Source organism: Cellulomonas jepli (assembly GCF_047229345.1).
Lineage (GTDB): Bacteria > Actinomycetota > Actinomycetes > Actinomycetales > Cellulomonadaceae > Cellulomonas_A.
The window spans coordinates 17838-39856 of sequence record NZ_JBFTER010000030.1 but is presented as its reverse complement, the minus strand read 5'-3'; the positions used below and the strand labels follow the sequence as shown (position 1 = coordinate 39856).

17 protein-coding genes are annotated in these 22019 nt (G+C 74.6%); 13 read left to right on the top strand and 4 right to left on the bottom strand.

What is annotated here, in order from left to right; translation table 11 throughout:
• Positions 1-726: MSCRAMM family protein (locus AB6N24_RS09410; RefSeq protein ID WP_412869136.1), on the top strand; the 726-nt coding region annotated here is incomplete at its 5' end.
• 91 nt (positions 727-817) lie between these two features.
• Positions 818-3718, top strand: a complete 2901-nt coding sequence (locus AB6N24_RS09405) for a SpoIID/LytB domain-containing protein (RefSeq protein WP_412869135.1) — start codon at positions 818-820, stop codon at positions 3716-3718.
• 67 nt (positions 3719-3785) lie between these two features.
• On the opposite strand, the gene AB6N24_RS09400 is transcribed toward AB6N24_RS09405, so the two are convergent.
• On the bottom strand, positions 3786-6413 hold the full coding sequence (locus AB6N24_RS09400) for a glycosyltransferase (protein ID WP_412869134.1): 2628 nt from the start codon (positions 6411-6413) through the stop codon (positions 3786-3788).
• 7 nt (positions 6414-6420) lie between these two features.
• Positions 6421-7821: a glycosyltransferase gene (locus AB6N24_RS09395; RefSeq protein WP_412869133.1), complete on the bottom strand. Its 1401-nt coding sequence runs from the start codon at positions 7819-7821 to the stop codon at positions 6421-6423.
• Between the two features lie 192 nt (positions 7822-8013).
• On the opposite strand from AB6N24_RS09395, the gene AB6N24_RS09390 reads away from it, so the two are divergent.
• From AB6N24_RS09390 to AB6N24_RS09370, 5 genes are all read left to right on the top strand, one after another.
• The gene (locus AB6N24_RS09390) at positions 8014-8334 is read left to right on the top strand and encodes a hypothetical protein (protein WP_412869132.1); all 321 of its coding nucleotides are present in this window, start codon (positions 8014-8016) and stop codon (positions 8332-8334) included.
• Complete coding sequence (locus tag AB6N24_RS09385) at positions 8331-9899, top strand: glycosyltransferase (protein ID WP_412869131.1); 1569 nt, start codon at positions 8331-8333, stop codon at positions 9897-9899. Before AB6N24_RS09390 ends, AB6N24_RS09385 begins: the two co-directional genes overlap by 4 nt.
• 119 nt (positions 9900-10018) lie before the next feature.
• On the top strand, positions 10019-10951 hold the full coding sequence (locus AB6N24_RS09380) for an ABC transporter permease (protein WP_412869130.1): 933 nt from the start codon (positions 10019-10021) through the stop codon (positions 10949-10951).
• On the top strand, positions 10948-12285 hold the full coding sequence (locus AB6N24_RS09375) for an ABC transporter ATP-binding protein (RefSeq protein ID WP_412869129.1): 1338 nt from the start codon (positions 10948-10950) through the stop codon (positions 12283-12285). Before AB6N24_RS09380 ends, AB6N24_RS09375 begins: the two co-directional genes overlap by 4 nt.
• On the top strand, positions 12282-14048 hold the full coding sequence (locus tag AB6N24_RS09370; protein ID WP_412869128.1) for a DUF2142 domain-containing protein: 1767 nt from the start codon (positions 12282-12284) through the stop codon (positions 14046-14048). Before AB6N24_RS09375 ends, AB6N24_RS09370 begins: the two co-directional genes overlap by 4 nt.
• Before the next feature lie 148 nt (positions 14049-14196).
• Here AB6N24_RS09370 and AB6N24_RS09365 read toward each other — a convergent pair whose 3' ends face one another.
• Entirely contained in the window at positions 14197-14814 is a 618-nt protein-coding gene (locus AB6N24_RS09365) for a dTDP-4-dehydrorhamnose 3,5-epimerase family protein (RefSeq protein WP_412869127.1), read from the bottom strand.
• Positions 14815-14902: 88 nt separating this feature from the next.
• Here AB6N24_RS09365 and rfbD point away from each other — a divergent pair, with 88 nt between their 5' ends.
• On the top strand, positions 14903-15778 hold the full coding sequence (gene rfbD, locus AB6N24_RS09360; protein ID WP_412869140.1) for a dTDP-4-dehydrorhamnose reductase: 876 nt from the start codon (positions 14903-14905) through the stop codon (positions 15776-15778).
• Positions 15779-15831: 53 nt separating this feature from the next.
• Here rfbD and AB6N24_RS09355 read toward each other — a convergent pair whose 3' ends face one another.
• Positions 15832-16956 (bottom strand): glycosyltransferase family 4 protein, encoded by a 1125-nt coding sequence (locus AB6N24_RS09355; protein WP_412869139.1) that lies wholly within the window; start codon positions 16954-16956, stop codon positions 15832-15834.
• Positions 16957-17063: 107 nt separating this feature from the next.
• On the opposite strand from AB6N24_RS09355, the gene AB6N24_RS09350 reads away from it, so the two are divergent.
• From AB6N24_RS09350 to AB6N24_RS09330, 5 genes are read left to right on the top strand one after another with little or no spacing between them, the layout of a single operon-like run.
• A complete protein-coding gene (locus AB6N24_RS09350; RefSeq protein ID WP_412869126.1) occupies positions 17064-17792 on the top strand; it encodes a glycosyltransferase family 2 protein in 729 nt (242 codons plus the stop codon).
• A complete protein-coding gene (locus AB6N24_RS09345; protein ID WP_412869125.1) occupies positions 17789-18340 on the top strand; it encodes a DUF2304 family protein in 552 nt (183 codons plus the stop codon). Before AB6N24_RS09350 ends, AB6N24_RS09345 begins: the two co-directional genes overlap by 4 nt.
• Positions 18341-18365: 25 nt before the next feature.
• Entirely contained in the window at positions 18366-19790 is a 1425-nt protein-coding gene (locus AB6N24_RS09340; RefSeq protein ID WP_412869124.1) for a lipopolysaccharide biosynthesis protein, read from the top strand.
• On the top strand, positions 19787-20803 hold the full coding sequence (locus AB6N24_RS09335; protein WP_412869123.1) for a glycosyltransferase family 2 protein: 1017 nt from the start codon (positions 19787-19789) through the stop codon (positions 20801-20803). Before AB6N24_RS09340 ends, AB6N24_RS09335 begins: the two co-directional genes overlap by 4 nt.
• A 32-nt stretch (positions 20804-20835) precedes the next feature.
• Complete coding sequence (locus tag AB6N24_RS09330) at positions 20836-21921, top strand: glycosyltransferase family 4 protein (RefSeq protein ID WP_412869122.1); 1086 nt, start codon at positions 20836-20838, stop codon at positions 21919-21921.
• Positions 21922-22019 lie beyond the last annotated feature (98 nt).

Sequence of the window (22019 nt, the reverse complement as noted above, 5' to 3'; positions counted from 1 at the left end):
GCGGTGCTCGAGGTGCGCAACGCGTCGTGCTCGACGGTGTTCTCGCGGATGCGGACCGGGGCCGACGGGTCGTTCCCGGTGACGGCGTACCCGGGTCAGTACTGCCTGGTGGGGGTCTCGGCGCCGGCGCCGTTCCTGGTGCCGGGGTCGCAGGTGTTCACGGTCGGGGGCAGCGGCTTCTCGGTGCCGGTGGCGCTGGTGGGTCCCTCGACGGGGTCGGTCGTGGTGACCGGGGGTGGTGCGCCGGTGGCGGGTGCGGTGCTCGAGGTGCGCAACGCGTCGTGCTCGACGGTGTTCTCGCGGATGCGGACCGGGGCCGACGGGTCGTTCCCCGTCACCGCCTACCCGGGTCAGTACTGCCTGGTCGGGGTCTCGGCGCCGGCGCCCTTCGACGTCGCGGGGCGGCAGGTCTTCACCGTCGCGGGACCCGGCTTCACGGTGCCGGTGAGCCTCGGTGGGCCCTCGTCGGGCTCGGTGCGTGCCGTCGCCGACGGTGCCCCCGTGCCCGGCGTCGTCGTCCAGGTCCGCAACGCCGCGTGCTCGGCGACCTTCTCCACCATGCGCACCGGCGCGGACGGGGCGTTCCCGGTCGTCGCGTACCCCGGCACGTACTGCCTGGTGCCGACGAGCGCGCCCGCGGGCTACGTGCTGCCGGCCGGCCGGACGTTCACGGTCGCCCCGGACCAGCGCTTCGCGGTGGACCTGACGCTGGCGCGGGCCCGATGAACCGCCGCGGACCGGCGAGCGCGGCGTCATCGACGCGGTGCTCGCGGTGACGGACACTGGACGACAGGCACGAGCGTTCGACAGGAGGATCATGAACGCACGGTGGCTCGGACGACGCGGACCCCTGGTGGTCGTCATGGCGGTCCTCGCCCTGGGCCTCGGCGGGGTGGGACCGGCGTCCGCGGGAGGCGCCGCAGCGACGGACCTCCGCGTCGCGGCACCCCGTCCCGCCACGGCCGGAGCCACCACGGCGGTCGCGGCGAGCGCGTCGACGGGCGTGCGGGCCGACGTCTCGGGCAGCCCGCTGACGTCCGTGACGATCCGCGGGCACGGCTACGGCCACGGCCGCGGCATGGGGCAGTGGGGCGCGCTCGGCTACGCGACGATGCACGGCTGGACCGCGCGCGACATCGTCCGCCACTTCTACGGCGGGACCCAGCTGACCACCCCGGCGGTCGGGGGCGGGCGCAGCCTCATGACCGTCCGGCTCACCGCGCAGGACGGCCAGGAGCTCAAGGTCAGCGCGGCCGGCGTGCCGTTCGTCGTCGGCGGCGCGATCGCGTTCGCTCCCGGTGAGTCCGCGACGCTGCGCCTCGAGGCCGGCAACCAGATCGGCGTGTACCGCGGGGCCGGGTGCGCGGGCATCGGCACCCGGGTCGGAGCGGTGACCACCGGGGTGATCCAGGCGGCGACCGCCGACCCCGGCGACGACATCCGGCAGATGCTCACCGTGTGCCGTCCCGGTCAGGACCGGGCGTACCGCGGCCAGCTCGAGCTCCGGAACACCACGGACGGCCCGCGCACCATCAACACGGTGTTCCTCGACGACTACCTGCGCGGCGTCGTGCCGCGGGAGTCCCCGGCGTCCTGGGCGGACCTCGCCGGCGGCCGGGGTGCCGAGGCGATCCGCGCCCAGACCATCGCGGCCCGGTCCTACGCGCTCGGCGAGGCGCGTGCGGCGTACGCGCGCACGTGCGACACGACCGCGTGCCAGGTGTACGGCGGCGCCGGCCTCAACGGCGTCCGCATCGAGGACTCCCGGACGGACGCGGCCGTGCGCGCCACGTCCGGCCAGGTGCTCACGTGGCCGGACGGCCGCGTCGTCCGCGCGGAGTTCTCCTCGTCGACCGGCGGGTGGACCGCCGGCGGCGTGTTCCCTGCCGTGCCCGACGAGGGCGACGCGATCCCGTCGAACCCCAACCACGACTGGGAGGTCGTCGAGGACGTCTCCGGCCTCGGTGCCACGTACGGCATCGGTCAGCTGGTCGGCATGGCGGTCACCGCCCGCGACGGCGTCGGGGCCGACGGCGGCCGGGTGCGCACCGTGCTGCTCACCGGCAGCACGGGGACCCGGACCATCACCGGTGACGCGCTCCGGCAGGCCCTCGGCCTGCGCTCGAACTGGTTCGTCCTCTCGGGCTCCGGTCCGTCGTCGGGTCGGCTGGTCGCGTCCGCCGGCGGCACACCGGTGGTGGGAGCGGTGTTCGACATCCGCAACGCCTCGTGCGCGACGACGTTCTCGACGATGCGCACGGGTAGCGACGGGTCGTTCCCGATCACCGCCCTGCCGGGCACGTACTGCGCGGTGGGCGTGTCGGTGCCCCCGGGCTTCACGGTCCCTGCTCGGCAGACGTTCACCGTGGCCGCGGGGCAGAGCTTCCAGGTCGGTGTGGAGGTGCCGGCCGGTCCGTCGTCGGGCCGGCTGGTCGCGTCCGCCGGTGGCACGCCGGTCGCGGGGGCGGTCTTCGAGATCCGCAACGCCTCGTGCACGAGCGTGTTCTCGACGATGCGGACGGGCGGCGACGGGTCGTTCCCGATCACCGCGTTCCCCGGGACCTACTGCGCGGTGGGCGTGTCCGTGCCCTCCGGGTTCGCGGTGCCGGCCCCGCAGACGTTCGCGGTGAGCGCCGGTCAGACGTTCACCGTCGGTGTCGAGGTGCCCGCCGGGCCGGCGCAGGGCCGGCTCGTCGCGTCGTCGGGCGGGACGCCGGTCGCGGGAGCGGTCTTCGAGATCCGCAACGCCTCGTGCACGAGCGTGTTCTCGACGATGCGCACGGGCGCCGACGGGTCGTTCCCGATCACCGCGTTCCCCGGGACCTACTGCGCGGTGGGCGTGTCCGTGCCCTCCGGGTTCGCCGTGCCGGCCCCGCAGACCTTCGCCGTGACCGCGGGGCAGGGCTTCACGGTGCCCGTCGCGATCGGCGCCGGGCCGGCGCAGGGTCGGCTCGTCGCGTCCTCGGGCGGGACGCCGGTCGCGGGAGCGGTCTTCGAGATCCGCAACGCCTCGTGCACGACGGTGTTCTCCACGATGCGCACCGGCGCCGACGGGTCCTTCCCGATCACCGCGAACCCGGGGACCTACTGCGCCGTGGGCGTGTCCGTGCCCTCGGGCTTCGCGGTGCCGGCTCCGCAGACCTTCGCCGTGACCGCGGGGCAGAGCTTCACGGTCTCCGTCGCGGTCGCGGCCGGCGCGGCGCAGGGCCGGCTCGTCGCGTCGTCGGGCGGGACGCCGGTCGCGGGGGCGGTCATCGAGATCCGCAACGCCTCGTGCACGACGGTGTTCTCGACGATGCGCACGGGCGCCGACGGGTCGTTCCCGATCACGGCGAACCCGGGCACCTACTGCGCCGTCGCGGTCTCGGTGCCCGGCGGCCTCGGGCTGCCCGGGCGGCAGGCCTTCACGGTGACCGCGGGTCAGGCGTTCACCGTGGGTGTCGAGGTGCCGGCCGGCGCGTCGTCGGGCCGGCTCGTCGCGTCGTCGGGCGGGACGCCGGTCGCGGGGGCGGTCTTCGAGATCCGGAACGCCTCGTGCACGACGGTGTTCTCGACGATGCGCACGGGCGCCGACGGGTCGTTCCCGATCAGCGCGTACCCCGGCACGTACTGCGCCGTCGCGGTCTCGGTCCCTCCGGGCCTCGCGGTCCCGGCGCCGCAGACGTTCGCCGTGCCCGCCGGGCAGACCTTCACGGTCGGCGTCGAGCTCGGCCGCTGACGACGACGCCCGCGTACCGTCGGGGTGACCGGCCGGTACGCGGGCGACGTCGTGGTGCCGACGCAGGTCAGCGGGTGAAGCGCCCCAGCGCCCGCCGGGGGAGCGACCGCGCCACGGTCGCCGCCTTGCGTGCGGTGGCCGCCGGGCCCTCCGTCGCGAGGTGCTCGGCCGCGCGGACCCGGTAGTCGGTCAGGATGCGCTGCACGTCGCGGCGCTGGGCCAGCGTCGGGTCCGTGCCCTCGACGAGCCACGGCGCCCGGTCGTACGGCTCGGCCGCCCACGAGAAGAACGGCTCGTTCTCCGTCGTCGGGGTGAACCGCTCGAGCATCGGGCGGTGGCCGTGCTCCGCGACGTGCGCCTGGACGGTCCGGAGGATCTCGAGGTAGCGCCGCCCCTGCAGCGCCGGGGAGAAGTCGAGCAGCACCTGGCTCCGGGCCCGCTGCCCCATGGTCGAGCGCAGCTCCGGCTCGTCGAGCAGGTGCAGCAGCAGGCTCGCCCAGTCGGCGCTCGTCTCGGCGAGGTACCCGTTGACCCCGTGCGTGATGGCGCGGCGGAACGGCTGCGAGGGCGACGCGACGGTCGGCGTCTCCACCAACGCCGCCTCCAGGTGCTTGATCGCGCTCTTGGCCTCGTTGAACCGGGTGCCCACGACGAGCGGTGCGAGGTTCACGTCGAGGTCGCGCAGCACCCCGGGCAGCTCGTGCCACGACATCAGGGGCATGCGCCGGATCCGGCCCGCGTAGGCGTCCATCCGCTCCGAGACGTCCAGCAGGCCGCCGAGCCAGAGCTCGACGTCCGGGCGCGCCTCGAGCACCTCGACGACGGCACCCTCGATCGACGCCCAGTCCGCGTTGTGCGTGTTCGTGCCGGAGAGGTACCCGATGCGCAGCGGACCGGGTCGGCGCGGACGACGCACGAAGTAGTCGCTCGCCTCCGCGAGCCGCTGGCCGACACCGTTGGCGAAGTGGTGCACCGGCATGCCCGTGAGCTCGTGCACGGCCGCGCACAGGGGCTCGGTCGACCCGACGAACGCGTCGGCCGACTCGAGGGTGGTGCGGTAGCGGGCCACGCCCTCCCAGTACCGGCGACGGTCCTCGGGGTCGAGGACCTCCAGCAGCGGGTCGATCTCCGAGTGCAGGTCCGGGTCGACGACGAGGTCGTCGATGTCGAACAGGACCGGGACCGGCTCGGGGCGGCTGCGGACCATGGACACGAGGTCGAGGATCTGCTCCGTCGCGGGCACGCGGTACAGCACGACGGCGTCCGCCGTGCGCGCGAGGCGCGGGACGTCGACGTCGCGGTACATCCGCACGTCCATCTGCACGCCGTTGAGCTCGAGACCCTCCTGCGGCAGCCGGCCGCGGTAGCGCAGCGGCGCGGCGCCGATCCCGCTCGCGAGCAGCACCCGGCGGATCGGCGGCAGCGGCCGGTCGGTCACCGTCAGCGCCTCCTCGGCGGCCGCCCCGCGCTCCGCCAGCAGGCGCTCGTACGCCTCGACGTTGCCGTCGACCTGCTCGTCGACCCCGCGCAGCCGGACGGCGGTCCGGTCCGGCGCGAGCGCCGCCAGGAGCCCGGGCTCCTGGATGAGACGGTCGAGGGCCGCGGCGAGCGCCGCGGCGTCACCGATGGGGACGACGAACCCGTTGACCCCGTCGTGGACGGCCTCGGTGGGTCCGGGGGTGTCCGACGTGACGACCGGGAGGCCTGCGCGCAGCGCCTCGCGGGCGAGGAGCGAGTACGACTCGCGCGCCAGGCTCGGTAGCACGAGCGCGTCGTGCTCGGCGAGCACCTCCGCGGCGTCGCCGTGCGCGTAGGAGGGGCGGAAGCGCACGTGGCCCTCGAGGTGCGGCGGTACCGTGCGGCCGTCCCAGCCGAACATGTCCAGCGTCCACCCGGTGCGGTCGACCAGCCTCGCCGCGGCCTCGAGCAGCAGCGGCCCGCCCTTGAGCGGGTGCTGCCCGCCCGCGAACATCAGCCGCAGCGGTCCGGTGCGCTCGGTGGCCTCCTCGGTGACCTCCGGCGACGCGGTGCTCGCGGGGACGTCGGCCCGGACCTCGTCGGGCACGCCGTTCTCGTCGACCTGCACCCGGTCGGGGTCCACGCCGTTCGCGACGAGGATGCGCCGCATGCTCGCCGACGGCGTCAGCACGAGGTCGGCGGTCCGTACCTGCGCGGCGAGCCGGTGGTTGCGCGCGCGCAGCCACTCGTTGTCGCGTGCGCACGGGCACAGCCCGGCGGTGGGGACGACGGGGCACGGCTGCATCGAGGGCTCGACCATGAACTGCCGGGCGCACGACCACCACAGGTCGTGCATCGTGACGACCACGGCGGCACCGGACGCGCGGGCCAGCGGTACGAGCCCGCCGCCGAAGCCCTGGAGCGCGTGCAGGTGGACGACGTCGGGCTTCGTCGCCTCCACGTACGCGGCGAAGTCGGCCTCGACCTCGCCGTTGGAGAAGTTCTCGTCCGCCGCCCACTCCGTCGCCGAGGTGCACGTGACCCAGCGGATCGCGAGCCCGTCCTCGGTCCGCTCCTCGGTCACGACGAGGTCCGGGCTCGACGGGTCGATCCGGCCGGCGTACACCGACACCTCGTGCCCGCGCGCCGCGAGGGCCAGGGCCGCCCGGTACGGCACGAGCGTCCCGCCCGAGACGAAGTTGGGCGGGAAGTGGGACGACACGATGAGGATGCGCATGCTGGTCCTAGAGTCGGGTGAGGGTACGAGAGCGCTGCCAGGCCAGCTGGCCGGCGCGCCGGAGCAGGCGCTTCCAGCCGTTCACGGCCACGTACCTGCGGACGTCGCCCACGAGGTCGTCCACGCGGCCGCCCAGGGCGGCGCCCGTGCCGACGGCGCGGGTCCCGGTGGCGAGGTCCGCGGCCCGCGCGGCCTGCCCGCAGTAGCTCACCAGGGGACGCAGCGCGACGTCCCAGCGGAACTGCTCGCGCACCTCCACGATGCGGGACGTGCACGCCGCGCGCACCGCCGGGTCCAGCAGCTCGCCGATCGCGCGCGCCAGGGCGGCGGGGTCGCGGGGCGGGACCACCCGGCCGAGGTCGTGCCGGGCGACCAGCTCGGCGAACGTGTCGCCCTCGGTGCACACGATCGGCAGGCCGGCCCACAGGTAGTCGAGCATGCGTGTCCGGAACGAGAACGCCGTCTCGACGTGGTCGAGGTGCGTCGACACCCCGATGTCGGCGTCCAGGAGGAAGTCCGCGCGCTGCGCGTACGGCACCCAGCCCTCGACGAAGAACACGTGCGTGTCGAGGACGCCGAGCTCGGCGGCGGTCGCGACGGCCTCGCGCAGCGCGGCGGTGTCGGGGTCGTCGAGCGACGGGTGCGTGGTGCCCATGAAGACCAGGCGGACCGGCGTCGGCCCTGCGGCGTCGCGCAGCCCGGCGACCGCGCGGACGAGCGTGACGGGGTCGAACCAGTTGTAGACGCCGCCGCCCCACAGCAGGACGAGGTCGTCGGCCCCGATGCCGGGGATCGTGCCCCGGAGCGCCGGCGACGTCGTCGTCGCGTCGTCGCGGGGGATGCCGAACGGCGCCACGTCGACGAGCGAGCGCAGCGTCGGGTCCTGCTGGTAGGTGGCGTCGTTCACGCGCCCCCACGCCGCGAGGTGCCCGAGCCACAGGTCGCGCTGGCGCTCGGACGCGGCGAGGAAGAAGTCGCCCTGCGCGACCTGGGTGTGCAGGGCGCGGACCGAGGCCTGCAGCATCTCGGCACGGCGCGCCGGCGACTCCTCCTTCGCCATCTCGAGGATCTCGAGGTGGATGGGGTCGTAGAGGTCGACCACCAGGCGGGCGCCCAGGCTCGCGAGCCACGGGTGCTTCGCGAGCGTGAAGCCCTGCACCACGATGACCTCCTGGCCCTCGGCGATGCCGCGCAGGCGTTCCGGGGTGCCGTCGCACACGGCGAACCGCGGCGAGCTGGCCTCCGACCGGACCGTCGAGGCGAGCCGCACGTCGTGGTGCTCGGACAGGACCTCCGCGATGTTCCACGCACGGATGGCCGGACCGGCCATCGAGGACGCGAGGACGTCGTCGGTCAGGACGAGGACGGAGCGCCGCGGCGTGCTGCTCGAGGGGGTCCGTGCCGTCACGACGTGCGCCTCCGCTGGTGTGGTGTGGGTCTGCTGTGCCGCGACCGGCCGCGACCGGCCCCGACCGGCCCCGGTGGAGCGGCGGACCTGCTCGGCTCGCCTGGTCACCCTAGACCACGAGGTTGGTGGTTTGATGGCGCGGCGGGCGCGACGGGCGCCCCGCCGACGACGCGGACGACGGGAGTGGCACGCATGCGGGCTCCGCAGACGACGAGCAGCACCGAGACCATCCAGGAGCAGCTGACGGGGCTCGCACCGGAGGCCGCGATGTTCGTCCGCGACCTCGTCCGGGGCCTCGAGGCCGAGGCCGGGACGGCTCGTGCGCTCTCCGTCCGGGCGGAGCTGCGTGCGGCCCGCGCGGACCAGCGCGCCGCACGCGCGGAGGAGCTCCGCGACGAGGCCGTGACGCGCGAGCAGGCGCTGGAGGGCGAGCGCGACGCGCTCCGTGCGCGGGTGCTCGAGCTGCAGTCGGAGCTCGAGGCGGCCCGTCTCATGGGCCGGGGACGCCGGTGAGCTACCTCCCGGGCTTCACCCTGCTGACGGTCGCGACGACGTCGGCCGGGCTGCGGCGCACGTTCGCCTCGCTGCTCGCCCAGACGCAGACCCGCTGGCAGTGGGTCGTCGCCGTGGCGCCGCACCCGGACGCCGGCACCGTCGAGGAGATCACGGAGCTCGCGGCCCTCGACCCGCGCGTGTCGCCGGTCCGGTCGACGGGTGACTCGTGGGCCCACCAGCTCGCCGACGCGCTGGGGGAGTCCCGCGGTCGCCACGTGGCCCTCGTCGAGCCCGGCGACACCCTCGCCGACGACGCCCTCGAGGTCCTCGCCGCGGCGCTCGGGCCGGGCGCGTGGACGTACACCGACGAGGGCACGATCAACCCGGACGGGTCGCTCGTGGAGGCGTGGCTCAAGCCCGCCTTCTCCCCGGAGCTGCTGAGGTCGCAGCCCTACGCGGTGGCGCTCGCGGCGCTCCCGCTCGACGTCGTCCGCGAGGTCGGCGGGGCGAGCCCCACCGCCGGGACGGCCGCCTGGTACGACCTCGTGCTGCGCGTGTCGGAGGCGACCCCGCCGCCCGTCCCCGTCGTGGGGACGCTGTACCACCGGGACGTCCGGACCTGGCCCGACGAGGCGCCGTGGGTGACCGGCAGCGCGGAGGACCGCTGCCGCGCCGTCGCCGAGCACTGCCGCCGGGTGGGGATCGCCGTCACGGAGGTGCTGCCGGTCGAGGTCGCCGGCCGGCCGGTCGGCCAGCGCGTCGTGCGCCCGGCACCCGTCGGCGAGCGGGTCAGCGTGATCATCCCCACGCGCGGCGGCTCGTCGGTCATCTACGGCTTCCGGCGGGTGCACGTCGTCGAGCTGCTCCGCACGCTGTGGCGCGAGGACCGCTACCCCGACCTCGAGCTCGTCGTCGTGCACGACACCGACACCCCGCCCGAGGTGCTCGCGGAGATCGAGGCGATCACCGACGGCGACTGGGTGTCGGTGCCGTTCGAGGGCCCGTTCGACTTCGCGCGCAAGTGCAACGTCGGGGCCGTCGCCGCGAGCGGGTCGATCCTGTGCTTCCTCAACGACGACATGGAGGTCCGGACGCCGGGCTGGCTGCACGAGCTGACGTCGCTGCTCGACGCCGAGGACGTCGGCATCGTCGGCGCCCGGCTGCTCTTCGCCGACGGGACGCTGCAGCACGCGGGGCTGTACACCGATCTCGGGGTCCCGTCCCACCTGATGTTCCACGGTGCGGCCGACACCCTCGAGATGGGCGGCGTCGTCCAGGTGACCGGCGAGCGGTCGGCGGTCACCGGGGCGTGCCAGGTCGTGCGCACCGAGGTCTTCCACCGGCTGGGCGGCTTCTCCCTGGCGTTCCCGCTGAACTACAACGACGTCGACCTGTGCCTCAAGGCGCGGGCCGCCGGGCTCCGGGTCCTGTACACGCCGCACGCCGAGCTCGACCACTACGAGTCCCAGACGCGCACCGTCACGGTCACCGAGAAGGAGGTCGCGGACCTCCAGCGTCGCTGGCGGATCGCGCTCGAGGAGGACCCGTACATCAACCCGCAGGCCCGGCGCTCGGGCCGCTGACCGCACGCCGGGCCGGCCGACGCCGCACGTCGTCGCGGGTCCGGGGGTGGTTCGGACATCCCCGACCTTCGCCCTAGCATGGTCGGGATCCCGCCGACCGATCCGAGGACCCCGCGCACATGGCAGTCTCACCCCCCACGTCCCGAGCATCCGCGTCGGCCGGCCCTCGACGGGCGCCCTCGGGCGACGGGGCCGGCCGGGTACCGCAGGAGCAGCGTCAGCGGTCGCTCGAGATCGTCCGCAACCTGACGGCCCGCGAGGTCCGGACGCAGTTCAAGCGGACCGCGTTCGGGCGGGCGTGGTCGTTCATCAACCCGATCGCGACGCTCGCGATCCTCAGCCTGGTCTTCGGTCTGTTCATCCGGGTGCCGTTCGAGCCGAGCCGGAACAGCGACCTGCAGCTGTTCGTCATCTTCCTGGCCGCCGCCCTGATCCCGTGGAACTTCATGTCGGGGGCGATCACCGCGGGCATGAGCTCGCTCGTGGTCAACGCGGGGCTGCTGACCAAGGTCTACTTCCCGCGCTACGTGCTCCCCACGTCGGTGATCCTGTCGATGTCGCTGACCTTCGCGATCGAGATGGGCGTCCTGCTCACGGTCGTCGCGGTGCTCGGCGGTCCGGGCGTCCTGGTGTTCGTGCCCGGCATCCTGCTGTTCATGCTGCTGATCGCCGCGTTCGCGATCGGCGTCGCGATGACGCTGTCGATCGCGATGGTCTACTTCCGCGACACCCAGCACATCATGGGCATCTTCATGCAGCTGTGGTTCTACGCGACCCCGATCATCTACCCGCTGACGCTCATCACCGTGGACGTGCAGAACCGGCTCGACGAGGGCGGCTGGACCGTCTTCGGCCAGCCGATCCCCTTGGAGACCCTCTACATGCTGAACCCGGCCGCGGCCTTCACCGGTGCCTTCCGGACGATGATCTACGACTACGCGTGGCCCAGCCTCGGCCAGCTGCTCACGTGCGTCGTGTGGACGGCGCTCGCGCTCGGCGTCGGGCTGCTCGTCTTCCGTCGGTTCTCGGCCCGGGTCGTGGAGGAGCTGTGAGCCCGAACGCGGTCGTCGTCGACGACGTCTCCAAGTCCTTCCGGGTCTACCGGGACCGCAACCAGTCGCTCAAGGCCGCCCTGCTGCGCCGCGGCCGTGCCACCTACGAGGACTTCTGGGCGCTGCGCGACGTGTCCCTGGAGATCCCCGAGGGCGGCACGTTCGGCCTGCTCGGCCACAACGGCTCGGGCAAGTCGACGCTGCTCAAGTGCATCGCCCGGATCCTGCAGCCGAACCAGGGCAGCATCACCACGCGCGGCCGGGTCGCCGCCATGCTCGAGCTCGGCTCGGGCTTCCACCCGGAGCTCACCGGCCGGGAGAACATCTACCTCAACGGGTCGATCCTCGGCATGAGCAAGAAGGAGATCGACTCGAAGCTCGAGGCGATCGTCGACTTCGCCGGGATCGGGCGGTTCATCGACCAGCCGGTGAAGAACTACTCGTCCGGCATGTACGTGCGCCTCGGGTTCTCGATCGCCATCCACGTCGAGCCCGACGTCCTGCTCGCCGACGAGATCCTCGCGGTCGGCGACATGCAGTTCCAGGACAAGTGCCGCGAGAAGTTCGCCGAGTTCCGCGAGGACGGCCGGACGGTGATCGTCGTCAGCCACGGGCTCGCCGAGATGCGCAACCTCTGCGACCGCGCCGCGTGGCTCGACCACGGCTCCCTCATCGACGTCGGCAAGGCGAGCGACATCGTCGACGAGTACACCGAGACCGGGCACTCGGCCCGCGAGGAGGCCGAGGGCGGCACCCGGTACGGGACGGGGGAGATCCAGGTCAGCCACGTCGAGCTCCTCGACCGCAGCGGCACCGACTCGCGGACCTTCCGCACCGGCGACCCGATGACCGTGCGGCTGCACTACACGACGCAGAAGCGGATCCCGACCCCGGTGTTCGGCGCCTCGATCCACACGATCGAGGGCACGCACCTCTGGTCCCACCACACCCGGGACGCCAACCTCGTGCCGGCGGCGCTCGACGGCACGGGCTCGGTGGACCTGCACGTGCCGGCGCTGCCGCTGCAGCCGGGCACGTTCGACCTCAACACGTCGGTCGTCAACGCGCAGATCACGCACGAGTACGACCAGCGCAAGCGTGCCGCCCGGTTCGAGGTCATGCTCGGCGTGCCGCGCGAGTCCGGCGGTCCGGTCGTGCTGGGGAGCCGCTGGGGGAACTTCTCGCCGCCCGTGCCGATGGTGCAGAACATCACCGACGGCGTCGACGGGATCGACGACGTCCCCGCGGTCCCCGAGGACGGCGTGGCGGCGGTGGCCGTCCCCGCGGCGATGGTGGGCGACGAGCCCGGGCACCCGAAGGTGACGCCCGAGTGAGCACCGCCCTCACGGGGCCCGGCGGCGGCGTGCCCGACGCGCTCGTCCCGTCCTCGTGGGAGCGCCTGCTCGGCCGCGTCGTGGGGTCCCCTCGCCGCGTGTTCTGGTTCGGCTTCCTCGCGATGCTGCTCGTCACGTCCTGCTGGGTCGTGGGCAACCCGCTCATCGCCTCCGTCGACGAGGCCTCGCACGCGACCAAGGCCGCCGCCACGGTGCGCGGCCAGTGGGTCCCGGACACCGAGGGCCAGTCGGCCGGCGTGGGCGTCGCCGAGGTCCCCGAGCTGTTCGAGGACGCGATCGACCTGCAGTACTGCATCGCGTTCCAGCCGGACACCCCCGCGAGCTGCCAGCCCGAGCTCACGGGCGACCTCGACGACGAGACCGAGGTCCTCACCACCGCCGCGGCGTACAACCCCCTCTACTACGCGGTCGTGGGCGTGCCGAGCCTGCTGCCCGTCGGCGAGCACACGCTCTACCTGATGCGGTTCATGTCGGCGGTGCTCGGCAGCCTCCTGTTCGCCGTCGCGCTGCGCACCGTGGCCGAGGTCCGTCGCTCGCACTGGCTCGTGCTCGGGGTGGTCGCGGCGCTGACGCCGATGGTGCTGTACCTCACCAGCGCGGTGAACCCGCAGACGACCGAGGTGATGGGCGCACTCGCGCTCTGGGTCTGCCTGCTCACGACGTTGCGCTACCCGGACCCGGCGCTCCTGACGAGGCGGCTCGCGCGCATCGCGCTCGTCGGGGCGTTCTTCGTCAACTCGCGCGGGATCAGCCCGCTCTTCCTCGTGTGCATCCTGGTGGCGGTGCTGGTCGCCGTGCCGTGGCGCTCCGTGGTGGACCTCGTGCGGGACCGGCGGTCGTGGCCCTGGATCGGGCTCGCCGCCGTCGCGAGCGTCGCCGCTGCGGCGTGGATCCTGCTCGCCGGTGCGCTGCCGCAGGTCGAGCAGGTGCTCAACCCCGAGCTCGTCGGCCTGCGGGTCGTCAAGACCACGCTGGGCGAGACCAGCTACTACCTGCAGAGCATGATCGGCGTCTTCGGCTGGCTCGACACCCCGCTGCCCGGGTGGCTGTACTACGTGTTCGCGGGCGTCGTCGGGCTCGTCGTGGGGCTCGCGCTGGCCGTGGGCCGTCGCCGCGTGCTCCTCGCGATGGCGGGCACGGCGCTCGTCGTGCTGGTCCTACCCGTCGTGGTCCAGCTGGCCCAGGCCAAGTACCTCGGCTTCATCTGGCAGGGCCGCTACATGCTCCCGCTGGCCCTCGGGATCCCCGTGCTCGCGGGCTTCGCGGTGCAGGACCGGCTGCGCGACCTGCCGTCGTGGGTCGCCCGCCGGGTGCTGCGCCTCGTGGTGCTGGTCGCGGCCGGTGGCCACTTCGTCGCCTTCGGGGTCAACCTGCACCGGTACGTCAACGGTGCGCAGGGCGAGTGGACCGGCTGGGACGCGGAGTCGTGGCTCCCGCCCGTGCAGCCCTGGGTGCTGCTCGCCGTCTACGCCGTCGCGTGGGCCGCCGTCGCGGCGGTGCTGCTCGCTGCGGCCGACGCCGGCCCCGCGGCCGGGCTGGGCGAGGATGCACGCTCCGGCGCGTCGAACCACGCCGACGCGGCGGTGCCACCGACCGGCTCCGCACCCGACGCCGCGGTGCCGCCGACCGGCTCCGCGTCCGACGGCGCGCCGTCCGACGGCCCGGCGTCCGATCGGTCCGTGCCGCCCGACGCCGGGTCCGGCGGCTCGGAACGGCTCGCGGCGCCCAGCTCACCGGCCTGACGGTCGCCGCGCAGCCCGGCCCCACCGCTCAGGTCGTCGTGCGAGGCGTGGCGCCGGTCCGCGCGGGCGTCCGCCGGACGACGGACGGGCTCGCGCGCCCGAGCGCGGTGCGGGTCCACGCGGACACCGGCACCGCGCTCGGCGCGGCTCAGTCGGACAGGCCGGCCACGTAGGACCGGACGTCCTCGAGCCGGGGGAGCAGCCCCTGCTCGCGGGCCTCGACGAGCCCGGGGGCTGCGGTGTCCTTGTCGGAGAGCTGGTAGGTGAGCGGACGCCCGGCGCGGTCGGTCGTCGGCCACTCGATGCCGACCTCCGGGTCGAGCGGGTGGATGCCGTGCTCGCGGCCGGGGCTGTACCCGGTCGAGCACAGGTACAGGACGGTCGAGTCGTCCTCGAGCGACAGGAACGCGTGCCCGAGGCCCTCGGACAGGTAGATGGCGCGTCGGTCGACGTCGTCGAGCAGGACCGTGTCCCACTGCCCGAACGTGGGCGAGCCGACCCGGATGTCGACCGCGACGTCGAGCACCGCGCCCTTCGCGCACGTGACGTACTTGGCCTGGCCCGGGGGCACGTCCGCGAAGTGGATGCCCCGGAGCACGCCCGCGGCGGACACGGAGCAGTTCGCCTGCTCGAGGCTCAGCGGGTGCCCCACGGCCTCGGCGAACGCGCCGGACTTGAACCACTCGAGGAACACCCCGCGGGGGTCCCCGAACTGCTGAGGGGTGATCTCCCAGGCGCCCGGCACGGCCAGCTCGCGGTACTTCATGACAGTTCTCCCTCGGGTACGACGACGACGGCCCACCCTAGTCGCGCCGGTAGGCTGGCCGTTCGTCGTCGTGGGGAGAGTGGTGGCAGTGCGCTGGTTGGTGACGGGTGCGTCCGGGATGCTCGGGCAGGACGTGGTGGAGCAGCTGCGCGCCCGTGGTGACGACGTCACCGCGCTGGACCGCGGGGGCCTCGACGTCACCGACCCGGCCGCTGTGGAGGCCGTCGTCCCGGGGCACGACGTCGTCGTCAACTGCGCCGCGTACACCGCCGTCGACGCCGCCGAGAGCGACGAGGCGACCGCGTTCACCGTCAACGCCGTGGGCCCGGCGGTCGTGGCCCGGGCCGCGCGCCGCGCCGGTGCGCGCCTCGTGCACGTCTCGACCGACTACGTCTTCGACGGGCACGCCACGACGCCCTACCCGGAGGACGGCGTGCTCGCGCCGCGCTCGGCGTACGGCCGGACCAAGGCGGCCGGGGAGTGGGCGGTGCGGGCGGAGGCCCCCGACCACCTCCTCGTCCGGACGGCGTGGCTGTACGGCGCCGGCGGCGCGTGCTTCCCCAAGACGATCGCGCGCGTCGCCGCGGAGCGCGGCGGTCTCGACGTGGTGGACGACCAGACCGGCCAGCCGACGTGGACCGCCGACCTCGCCGCCCTCGTCCTGCGGCTCGTCGACGCCGGCGCACCGGCGGGCACCTACCACGGCACCGCGTCGGGCTCGGTGACCTGGCACGGCTTCGCCCAGGCCGTCGTCGAGGCCGCGGGCATGGAGCGCGACGTCGTCCGGCCGACGACCAGCGAGGCGTTCGTCCGCCCCGCTCCGCGCCCGCCGTACTCGGTGCTGGGTCACGACGCGCTCCGCGCGGCGGGGGTCGAGCCGATCGGCGCCTGGGACGCGCGGTGGTCGGCGGCGGCGGGCTCCGTGCTCGGCCTCGGCGACCGCGCGGAGGCGCAGACGGCCTGAGCCGCGGCGACGTCGCGCCCCTCGCTGTCGGCGGCGCGACGTCCGCGCGACCGTCAGGCCCGGGCGCCGCGCAGCGCGCTCTCGTAGGCCTGCACGTGCCGGTGCGCCGACGCCTCCCACGTGAACTCCCGGGCCCGCTCGACGCCGGCCGCGGCCAGGTGCGCGCGTCGGTCGTCGTCGGCGAGCAGGTCGCGTACCGCCGCGGCGATGCTCGCGTCGTCGACGTCGCAGTACGCCACCGCGTCGCCCCCGACCTCGGGCAGCGAGAGCTCGCGCGTCGTCAGCACCGCCGCCCCGCACGCCATGGCCTCGAGCACCGGGAGCCCGAAGCCCTCGCCGAGCGCGGGGTACGCGAGCAGGCGCGCCCCCGCGAGGAAGCCCGGCAGGTCGCCGAACGGCAGGTACCCGGGCCGCACGACGCGCAGGGTCGACGGGACCGCGGCGATCGCGGGGTCCACCTCCGTGTCCCAGCCGGCCCCGCCGGCGAGGACCAGTGCGGGCGGGTCGGGCAGCCCGGCGACGGCGGCGGACCACCCGCGGACGAGCGCCGGCACGTTCTTGCGCGGCTCCAGCGTCCCGAGGAACGCGACGTAGCCGGTCTCCTCGACGCCGAGCGTGCGGGCGACCCGCCGCTGCTCCGCCGCGTCGACCGGGTGGAAGATCTCGCGGTCGACGCCGTGGTACGCGACGACCACGTCGCCGCGCACGTCGCCGGTGAAGCGCCGGACCTCGCGCCCCGTCGCCTCGGACGGCACGACGAGGGCCGCGGCGCGCCGGACGGCCGCGCGGGTGGCGGCACGGAAGAAGCGTCCCTTGAGCGGGCTGTGGACGTCGGGGTGGCTGAAGAACGTCGCGTCGTGCAGCGTCACGACGACCGGCACGGGGCTGCGCCACGGCATCGTGTAGTGCGGGCTGTGCAGCACGTCGGCGCCGGTGCGCCCGGCGATCCTGGGCAGCGCCGTCTGCTCCCAGGCGAGCCGGGCGGGCCGCCGGCGGATCGCCCGGGGCGCCAGGACGACCTCCGCCGCGGGCACGAGCTCGGCGATCGTGGCGGCGTCGTGCTGCTGGCAGACGACCACCAGGTCGGTGCCGACGGCGGCGAGCGCGGGCAGGAGGCAGTCGACGTAGCGCCCGACCCCGCCGCGGTCGACCGGGATCGAGGTGGCGTCGAACAGCACTCGCAACGGGTCCTCCACGGTCGGGTCGAGGGATCATCATGGCCCATCGGGAGTGTCCGGTCGGCGAAGGGGCAAGCGGTAGGATCGCTGGCGTGATGCCGCCGGAGATGCCCCGACTGCTCCTCGTCATCCCCGCGTGGAACGAGCAGGAGGCGCTGCCCTCGGTGCTCGAGGAGATCAAGGAGCACGTGCCCCACGCGGACGTCCTCGTGGTCAACGACGGCTCGACGGACCGGACGTCGGTCGTCGCGCGCGAGCACGGCGCCAGCGTCCTCGACCTCCCCGTGAACCTCGGCGTCGGTGGGGCGATGCGGGCCGGCTACAAGTACGCGCTCCGCAGCTCCTACGACGTCGCGGTGCAGATCGACGCGGACGGCCAGCACGACCCCCGCGACGTCCCGCGGCTGCTCGAGGCGCTCCGCTCGGAGAACGCGAACATCATCATCGGTGCCCGCTTCGCCGGCGAGGGCGCCTACACGGCGCGCGGCCCGCGCCGCTGGGCCATGCGCGCGCTGTCCGCGACGCTGAGCCGCGTGACCCGCGCCGACCTGACCGACACCACGTCGGGGTTCAAGGCGTGCGACCGCCGGGCGATCCGGCTGTTCGCCGCGAACTACCCCGCCGAGTACCTCGGCGACACCGTCGAGTCGCTCGTCATCGCCGCCCGCTCGGGGCTCACCGTCCGCCAGGTCGGCGTGGCGATGCGCGCGCGTGCCGGTGGTCGTGCCTCCCACAACCCGTTCAAGGCGGCGGTCTTCCTGCTCCGTGCGATCCTCGCGCTCATCGTCGCGCTGTCCCGACCCACGCAGGCGCTCGAGGCGGAGGTCGTCGCGTGAGCGGGTACGGCTTCGCGCTCGGCGTGAGCGCGCTCCTCGTCGCGACGCTGTTCTGGCTGCTGCGTGCGCGCCGGCTCCGGGAGAAGTACTCGGCGATCTGGCTCGTCCTCGTCCTGGGCGTGTGCCTCATCGGCGCCGTGCCGGGCTTCGTCTTCTGGCTCGCGTCCGTGGTGGGCGTCGAGACGCCCGTCAACCTCCTGCTCATCGGCGCGAGCGTCGTGCTGCTCGTCGTGTGCATCCAGCTGAGCATCGAGGTCTCCAACCTCGAGGAGGAGACGCGCACCATCGCCGAGGAGCTCGCGCTCCTGCGCCTCACGGTCGAGCGGCTCGCGCACCAGGAGCCCGCGGGCCAGCGCCTCGCGCAGCCGGAGCCCGTGGTCGAGCGGCTCGCGCACCCGGAGCCCGCGGTCGAGCGCCTCGCGCACCCGGAGCCCGTGGTCGAGCGCCTCGCGCACCCGGAGCCCGCGGACGAGCGGCTCCCGCCCGCGGGCACGGCCCGCGTGGGCACCCGTGCGGCCGGGGCCGCAGACGATGACCCGGAGCGCTAGGGACACAGCTCGACGCTCGAGCCCGATGCTCTGGGTCGCGATCGGGCTGGCCGTCTTCGGGGCGTCGAACTTCGCCTACCTCGGGCTCGTGAGCCGGAGCCTCGGGCCGGCGGCAGCAGCACCCGTCTCGGTCCTGTGGACGCTGCTCAACGCCGTGGGCATCGGGCTCTACCTGCCGCTCGAGCAGGAGGTGGGCCGTCGGCTGTCGGCGGCGCGCGCGCTGCGAGGCCGCGCTGAGCCGATGCGGCGCACCCTGGTGTACGCGGGCAGCACGGTCGCCGCGATCGGCGTCGTGACGCTGCTCGCCAACGAGGCGATCGCGAGCGGCCTCCTCTCGGGCGAGACCGCGCTGCCGGCGGTGCTGGCGGCCGGGCTCGCTGGGCAGGCGCTGGCGTACCTGACGCGCGGGCTGCTCGCCGGCACGGGGCGGTTCCGGCGCTACGGCCTGCAGTTCGTCGTGGACGGCGTCCTGCGCACCGTCGCCGCGGCGGTCCTCTTCGCCGCGGACGTGCGGTCCCCGACCGCGTTCGCGTGGGTCCTCGTCGTCGCGCCCGTGGTCGCGGCGCTCCTCACCGTCCCCCGGGGGTCTCTCGCGCTCCTGCGCCACGGCGGCGCGCCCGAGAGCCCCGCACTGGAGGGCTCCGCCCTGGAGGGATCCGCGCCCGAGAGCTCCGCCTCCGAGAGCCCCGCGGCCGAGGACCCGGTCGCGGACGTCGCAGCTCCCGAGGGTGCCGCGCACGGGGGCACGCCCGACGAGCCGGTCCGGGGGAGCGGCGGCCCGGCGGGCACGGCCGGCGCCGCGCCGGTGCGCATGGGCCCGCTGGTGGCGACGTCCGTCGCGGGTCAGCTCCTCGCGAACGCCGGGCCGATCGCCGTCGCGCTGCTCGCCCTGCCGTCGCAGCAGGCGCTCAGCGGGCGGTTCGTCGCCGCCGTCACGGTCGCCCGCATCCCGCTGTTCCTCTTCGCCGCCGTGCAGGCGGTCTTCCTCCCGGCGCTCGCGTCGCTCGCCGCCCGTCACGACCACGCGGGGTTCCGCCGTGCCGTGCTGCGCGCGCTCGGGGCCACCGGCGCGCTGGGCGTCGTGGGGACGGCCGGGGTGCTGGCGATCGGACCCCTCGTCCTGTCCCTGCTGTACACGCCGGAGTTCCTGGTCGAGCGCGACGTGATGGGCCTCGTCGCGCTCTCCGGTGCGCTGTTCATGCTCGGCCAGGTGCTCGCTCTCGCCCTGCTCGCGCAGCACGCCGACCGGGCGGCCGCGATCGGCTGGACCGTCGGCATCGTGGTGCTCGTCGCGTCGCTCGCGCTGCCCCTGGACCTGCTGGTCCGCATCTCCGTCGCGCTGTGCACCGGCTCGCTCGCCGCGGCCGCGACCCACGCGCTCCTGCTCCGCACGACGCTGCGACGCGCCCGCGCGCGGCAGTACGCACCCGCCCTGGAGGTCATCCCGTGAGCCGCCGCACGAGCGTCGTCATGCTGGCGTACGGCGACGAGCCGTACCTGCACAGCGCCGTCGCGAGCGTGCTCGCCTCGTCGGGCGTCGAGCTCGAGCTGGTCCTCGTCGACAACGGCTGCACGAGCGACGCGGTCGCCACGCTCCCCGAGCACCCCGGTCTGCGCGTCCTGCGGCCCGGTCGCAACCTCGGGTTCACCGGCGGCGTGAACCTCGGCGCGAGGGAGGCCCGGTACGAGTCCCTCACGCTCGTCAACAGCGACGCGGTCGTCGAGCCGGAGACGCTGAGCCGGCTGCTCGACCGGCTCGCGGAGCCGGGCACGGGCATCGCCGGGGCGCTCGTGCTCCTCGCCGACGAGCCGGGCACGATCAACTCCGCCGGGAACCCGCTGCACCTGCTCGGGCTCAGCTGGGCCGGCTCCATGGGGCGTCCGGCGAGCTCCCAGACGACGGTGCACGAGGTGGCCTCCGCGTCGGGAGCGTGCCTGAGCATCGACCGGGAGCTCTGGGACGACCTCGGGGGCTTCCCGGACGCGTACTTCGCCTACCTCGAGGACCTCGAGCTGTCCTGGCGGGCGTGGCAGCACGGTCGCCGGGTCGTCGTGGTGCCGGACGCCGTGGTGCACCACCACTACGAGTTCAGCCGCTCGCCGCTCAAGATGTACCTCGTCGAGCGGAACCGGCTCCTCTTCCTGCTCACCGTGCACCAACGCCGCACCCTGCTCGTGCTCGCGGTGCCGCTGCTCGCGTTCGAGGCGGCGATCACCGCGGTCGCCGTCAGCCAGGGCTGGGGTCGGCAGAAGCTGCGCGGCTGGCGCTGGCTGGCCGGCAACCTGCGGTGGGTGCGTGAGCGCCGGCGCGTCGTGCAGGCCACGCGGACCGTGCCGGACCGCGAGCTCGTGCGCCTTCTCACGGACCGCTTCGACCCGGTGCAGCTGCCCATGCCCGCGGCTGCGGCCCCGTTGGAACGCGTCCTGCAGGGATACTGGCGCCTCGTGCGGCGGCACCTGTGACCTCCGGCGCGGTGGCCGGGCCGACCGTCGCGATGACCGTCGAGCAGGCGTGGCAGCGCACTCCCGGCGGCTCGGGCACGTACGTCGCCGAGCTGACGCGCGCGCTCGACGAGCTGGGCGGCACGCGGGTCGTGGGGCTCGTGGCGCGGCACGGCTCCGATGAGGTCGCCGACCCGGACTTCGCGCCGGTCGTCGCCCGCACCGCGGCGTCCCGGCTGCCCCGCGCCGCCCTGTACGAGGCGTGGAACAGCGCGGGCCGTCCGCGGGCGGAGCGCATCGCCCGGGAGCCTCTCGACCTGGTGCACGCGACCACCTGGGCCGTGCCGCCGACGAGGCTGCCGCTCGTGGTGACGGTGCACGACCTCGCGTTCCTCGACGAGCCGTCCCACTTCACGCCCCGCGGGGTGCGCTTCTTCCGCCGCAGCCTCGACCGGGTGCGTGCCGAGGCGGACCGCGTCGTGGTCCCCTCGCAGCAGACGTTCGACGCGTGCGTCGCGGCGGGCATGGACGCGTCCGTGCTGCGGCTCGTGCCGCACGGGGTGCGGGTCGCAGCGCCGTCGCCGGAGGCGGTCTCGCGGTTCCGGTCGCGGCACGGCCTGGACCGGCCGTACGTCCTGTGGTGTGGCACCCGTGAGCCGCGCAAGAACCTGAGGGGCCTGCTCGAGGCCTACACGCGTGCGGGGTCCGCGCTCGAGCACGACCTCGTCCTCGTCGGACCGCGCGGCTGGGGCGACCTCGACCTCGGCGCCGAGGACGGTCCGGGGCGGGACGGCGTGCGCTGGCTCGGCAAGCTGTCGGCCGCCGAGCTGGCGTCCGCCTACGCCGGCGCCGACGTCTTCTGCTTCCCGTCGTTCGCCGAGGGCTTCGGGATGCCGGCGCTCGAGGCCATGGCGCACGGCGTGCCGGTCGTGACGTCCCGCGGCACGCCGATGGCCGATCTGGTCGGCGACGCGGGCCGCGCGGTCGACCCCGGCGACGCCAACGCGCTCGCCGACGCCCTCGTCACGGTCGCGCGCGCCCGCGCCGACTGGTCCGCTGCGGCGCTCCGCCGCGCGTCCGCGTTCACCTGGGAGCACGCCGCACGGCTCACGGCCGGCGTGTACGGCGAGCTGGCCTGACGTCCTCGGCCGGCGTCCTCGGCCCGGCGACCGGCCGAGGTGTGGTCGTCCGACGACGCCTCGGCCCCGGTCCGTCGTCGCCCCCGGGTCAGGGCCCC

What these genes read in the sequence shown, in the direction of transcription:
- AB6N24_RS09365 (WP_412869127.1), bottom strand. Translation starts at nt 14,814, where the DNA reads ATGAAGTACCGCGAGCTGGCCGTGCCGGGCGCCTGGGAGATCACCCCT.
- AB6N24_RS09350 (WP_412869126.1), top strand. Translation starts at nt 17,064, where the DNA reads ATGCCCCGACTGCTCCTCGTCATCCCCGCGTGGAACGAGCAGGAGGCG.
- AB6N24_RS09390 (WP_412869132.1), top strand. Translation starts at nt 8,014, where the DNA reads ATGCGGGCTCCGCAGACGACGAGCAGCACCGAGACCATCCAGGAGCAG.
- AB6N24_RS09340 (WP_412869124.1), top strand. Translation starts at nt 18,366, where the DNA reads ATGCTCTGGGTCGCGATCGGGCTGGCCGTCTTCGGGGCGTCGAACTTC.
- AB6N24_RS09380 (WP_412869130.1), top strand. Translation starts at nt 10,019, where the DNA reads ATGGCAGTCTCACCCCCCACGTCCCGAGCATCCGCGTCGGCCGGCCCT.
- AB6N24_RS09330 (WP_412869122.1), top strand. Translation starts at nt 20,836, where the DNA reads ATGACCGTCGAGCAGGCGTGGCAGCGCACTCCCGGCGGCTCGGGCACG.
- AB6N24_RS09405 (WP_412869135.1), top strand. Translation starts at nt 818, where the DNA reads ATGAACGCACGGTGGCTCGGACGACGCGGACCCCTGGTGGTCGTCATG.
- AB6N24_RS09400 (WP_412869134.1), bottom strand. Translation starts at nt 6,413, where the DNA reads ATGCGCATCCTCATCGTGTCGTCCCACTTCCCGCCCAACTTCGTCTCG.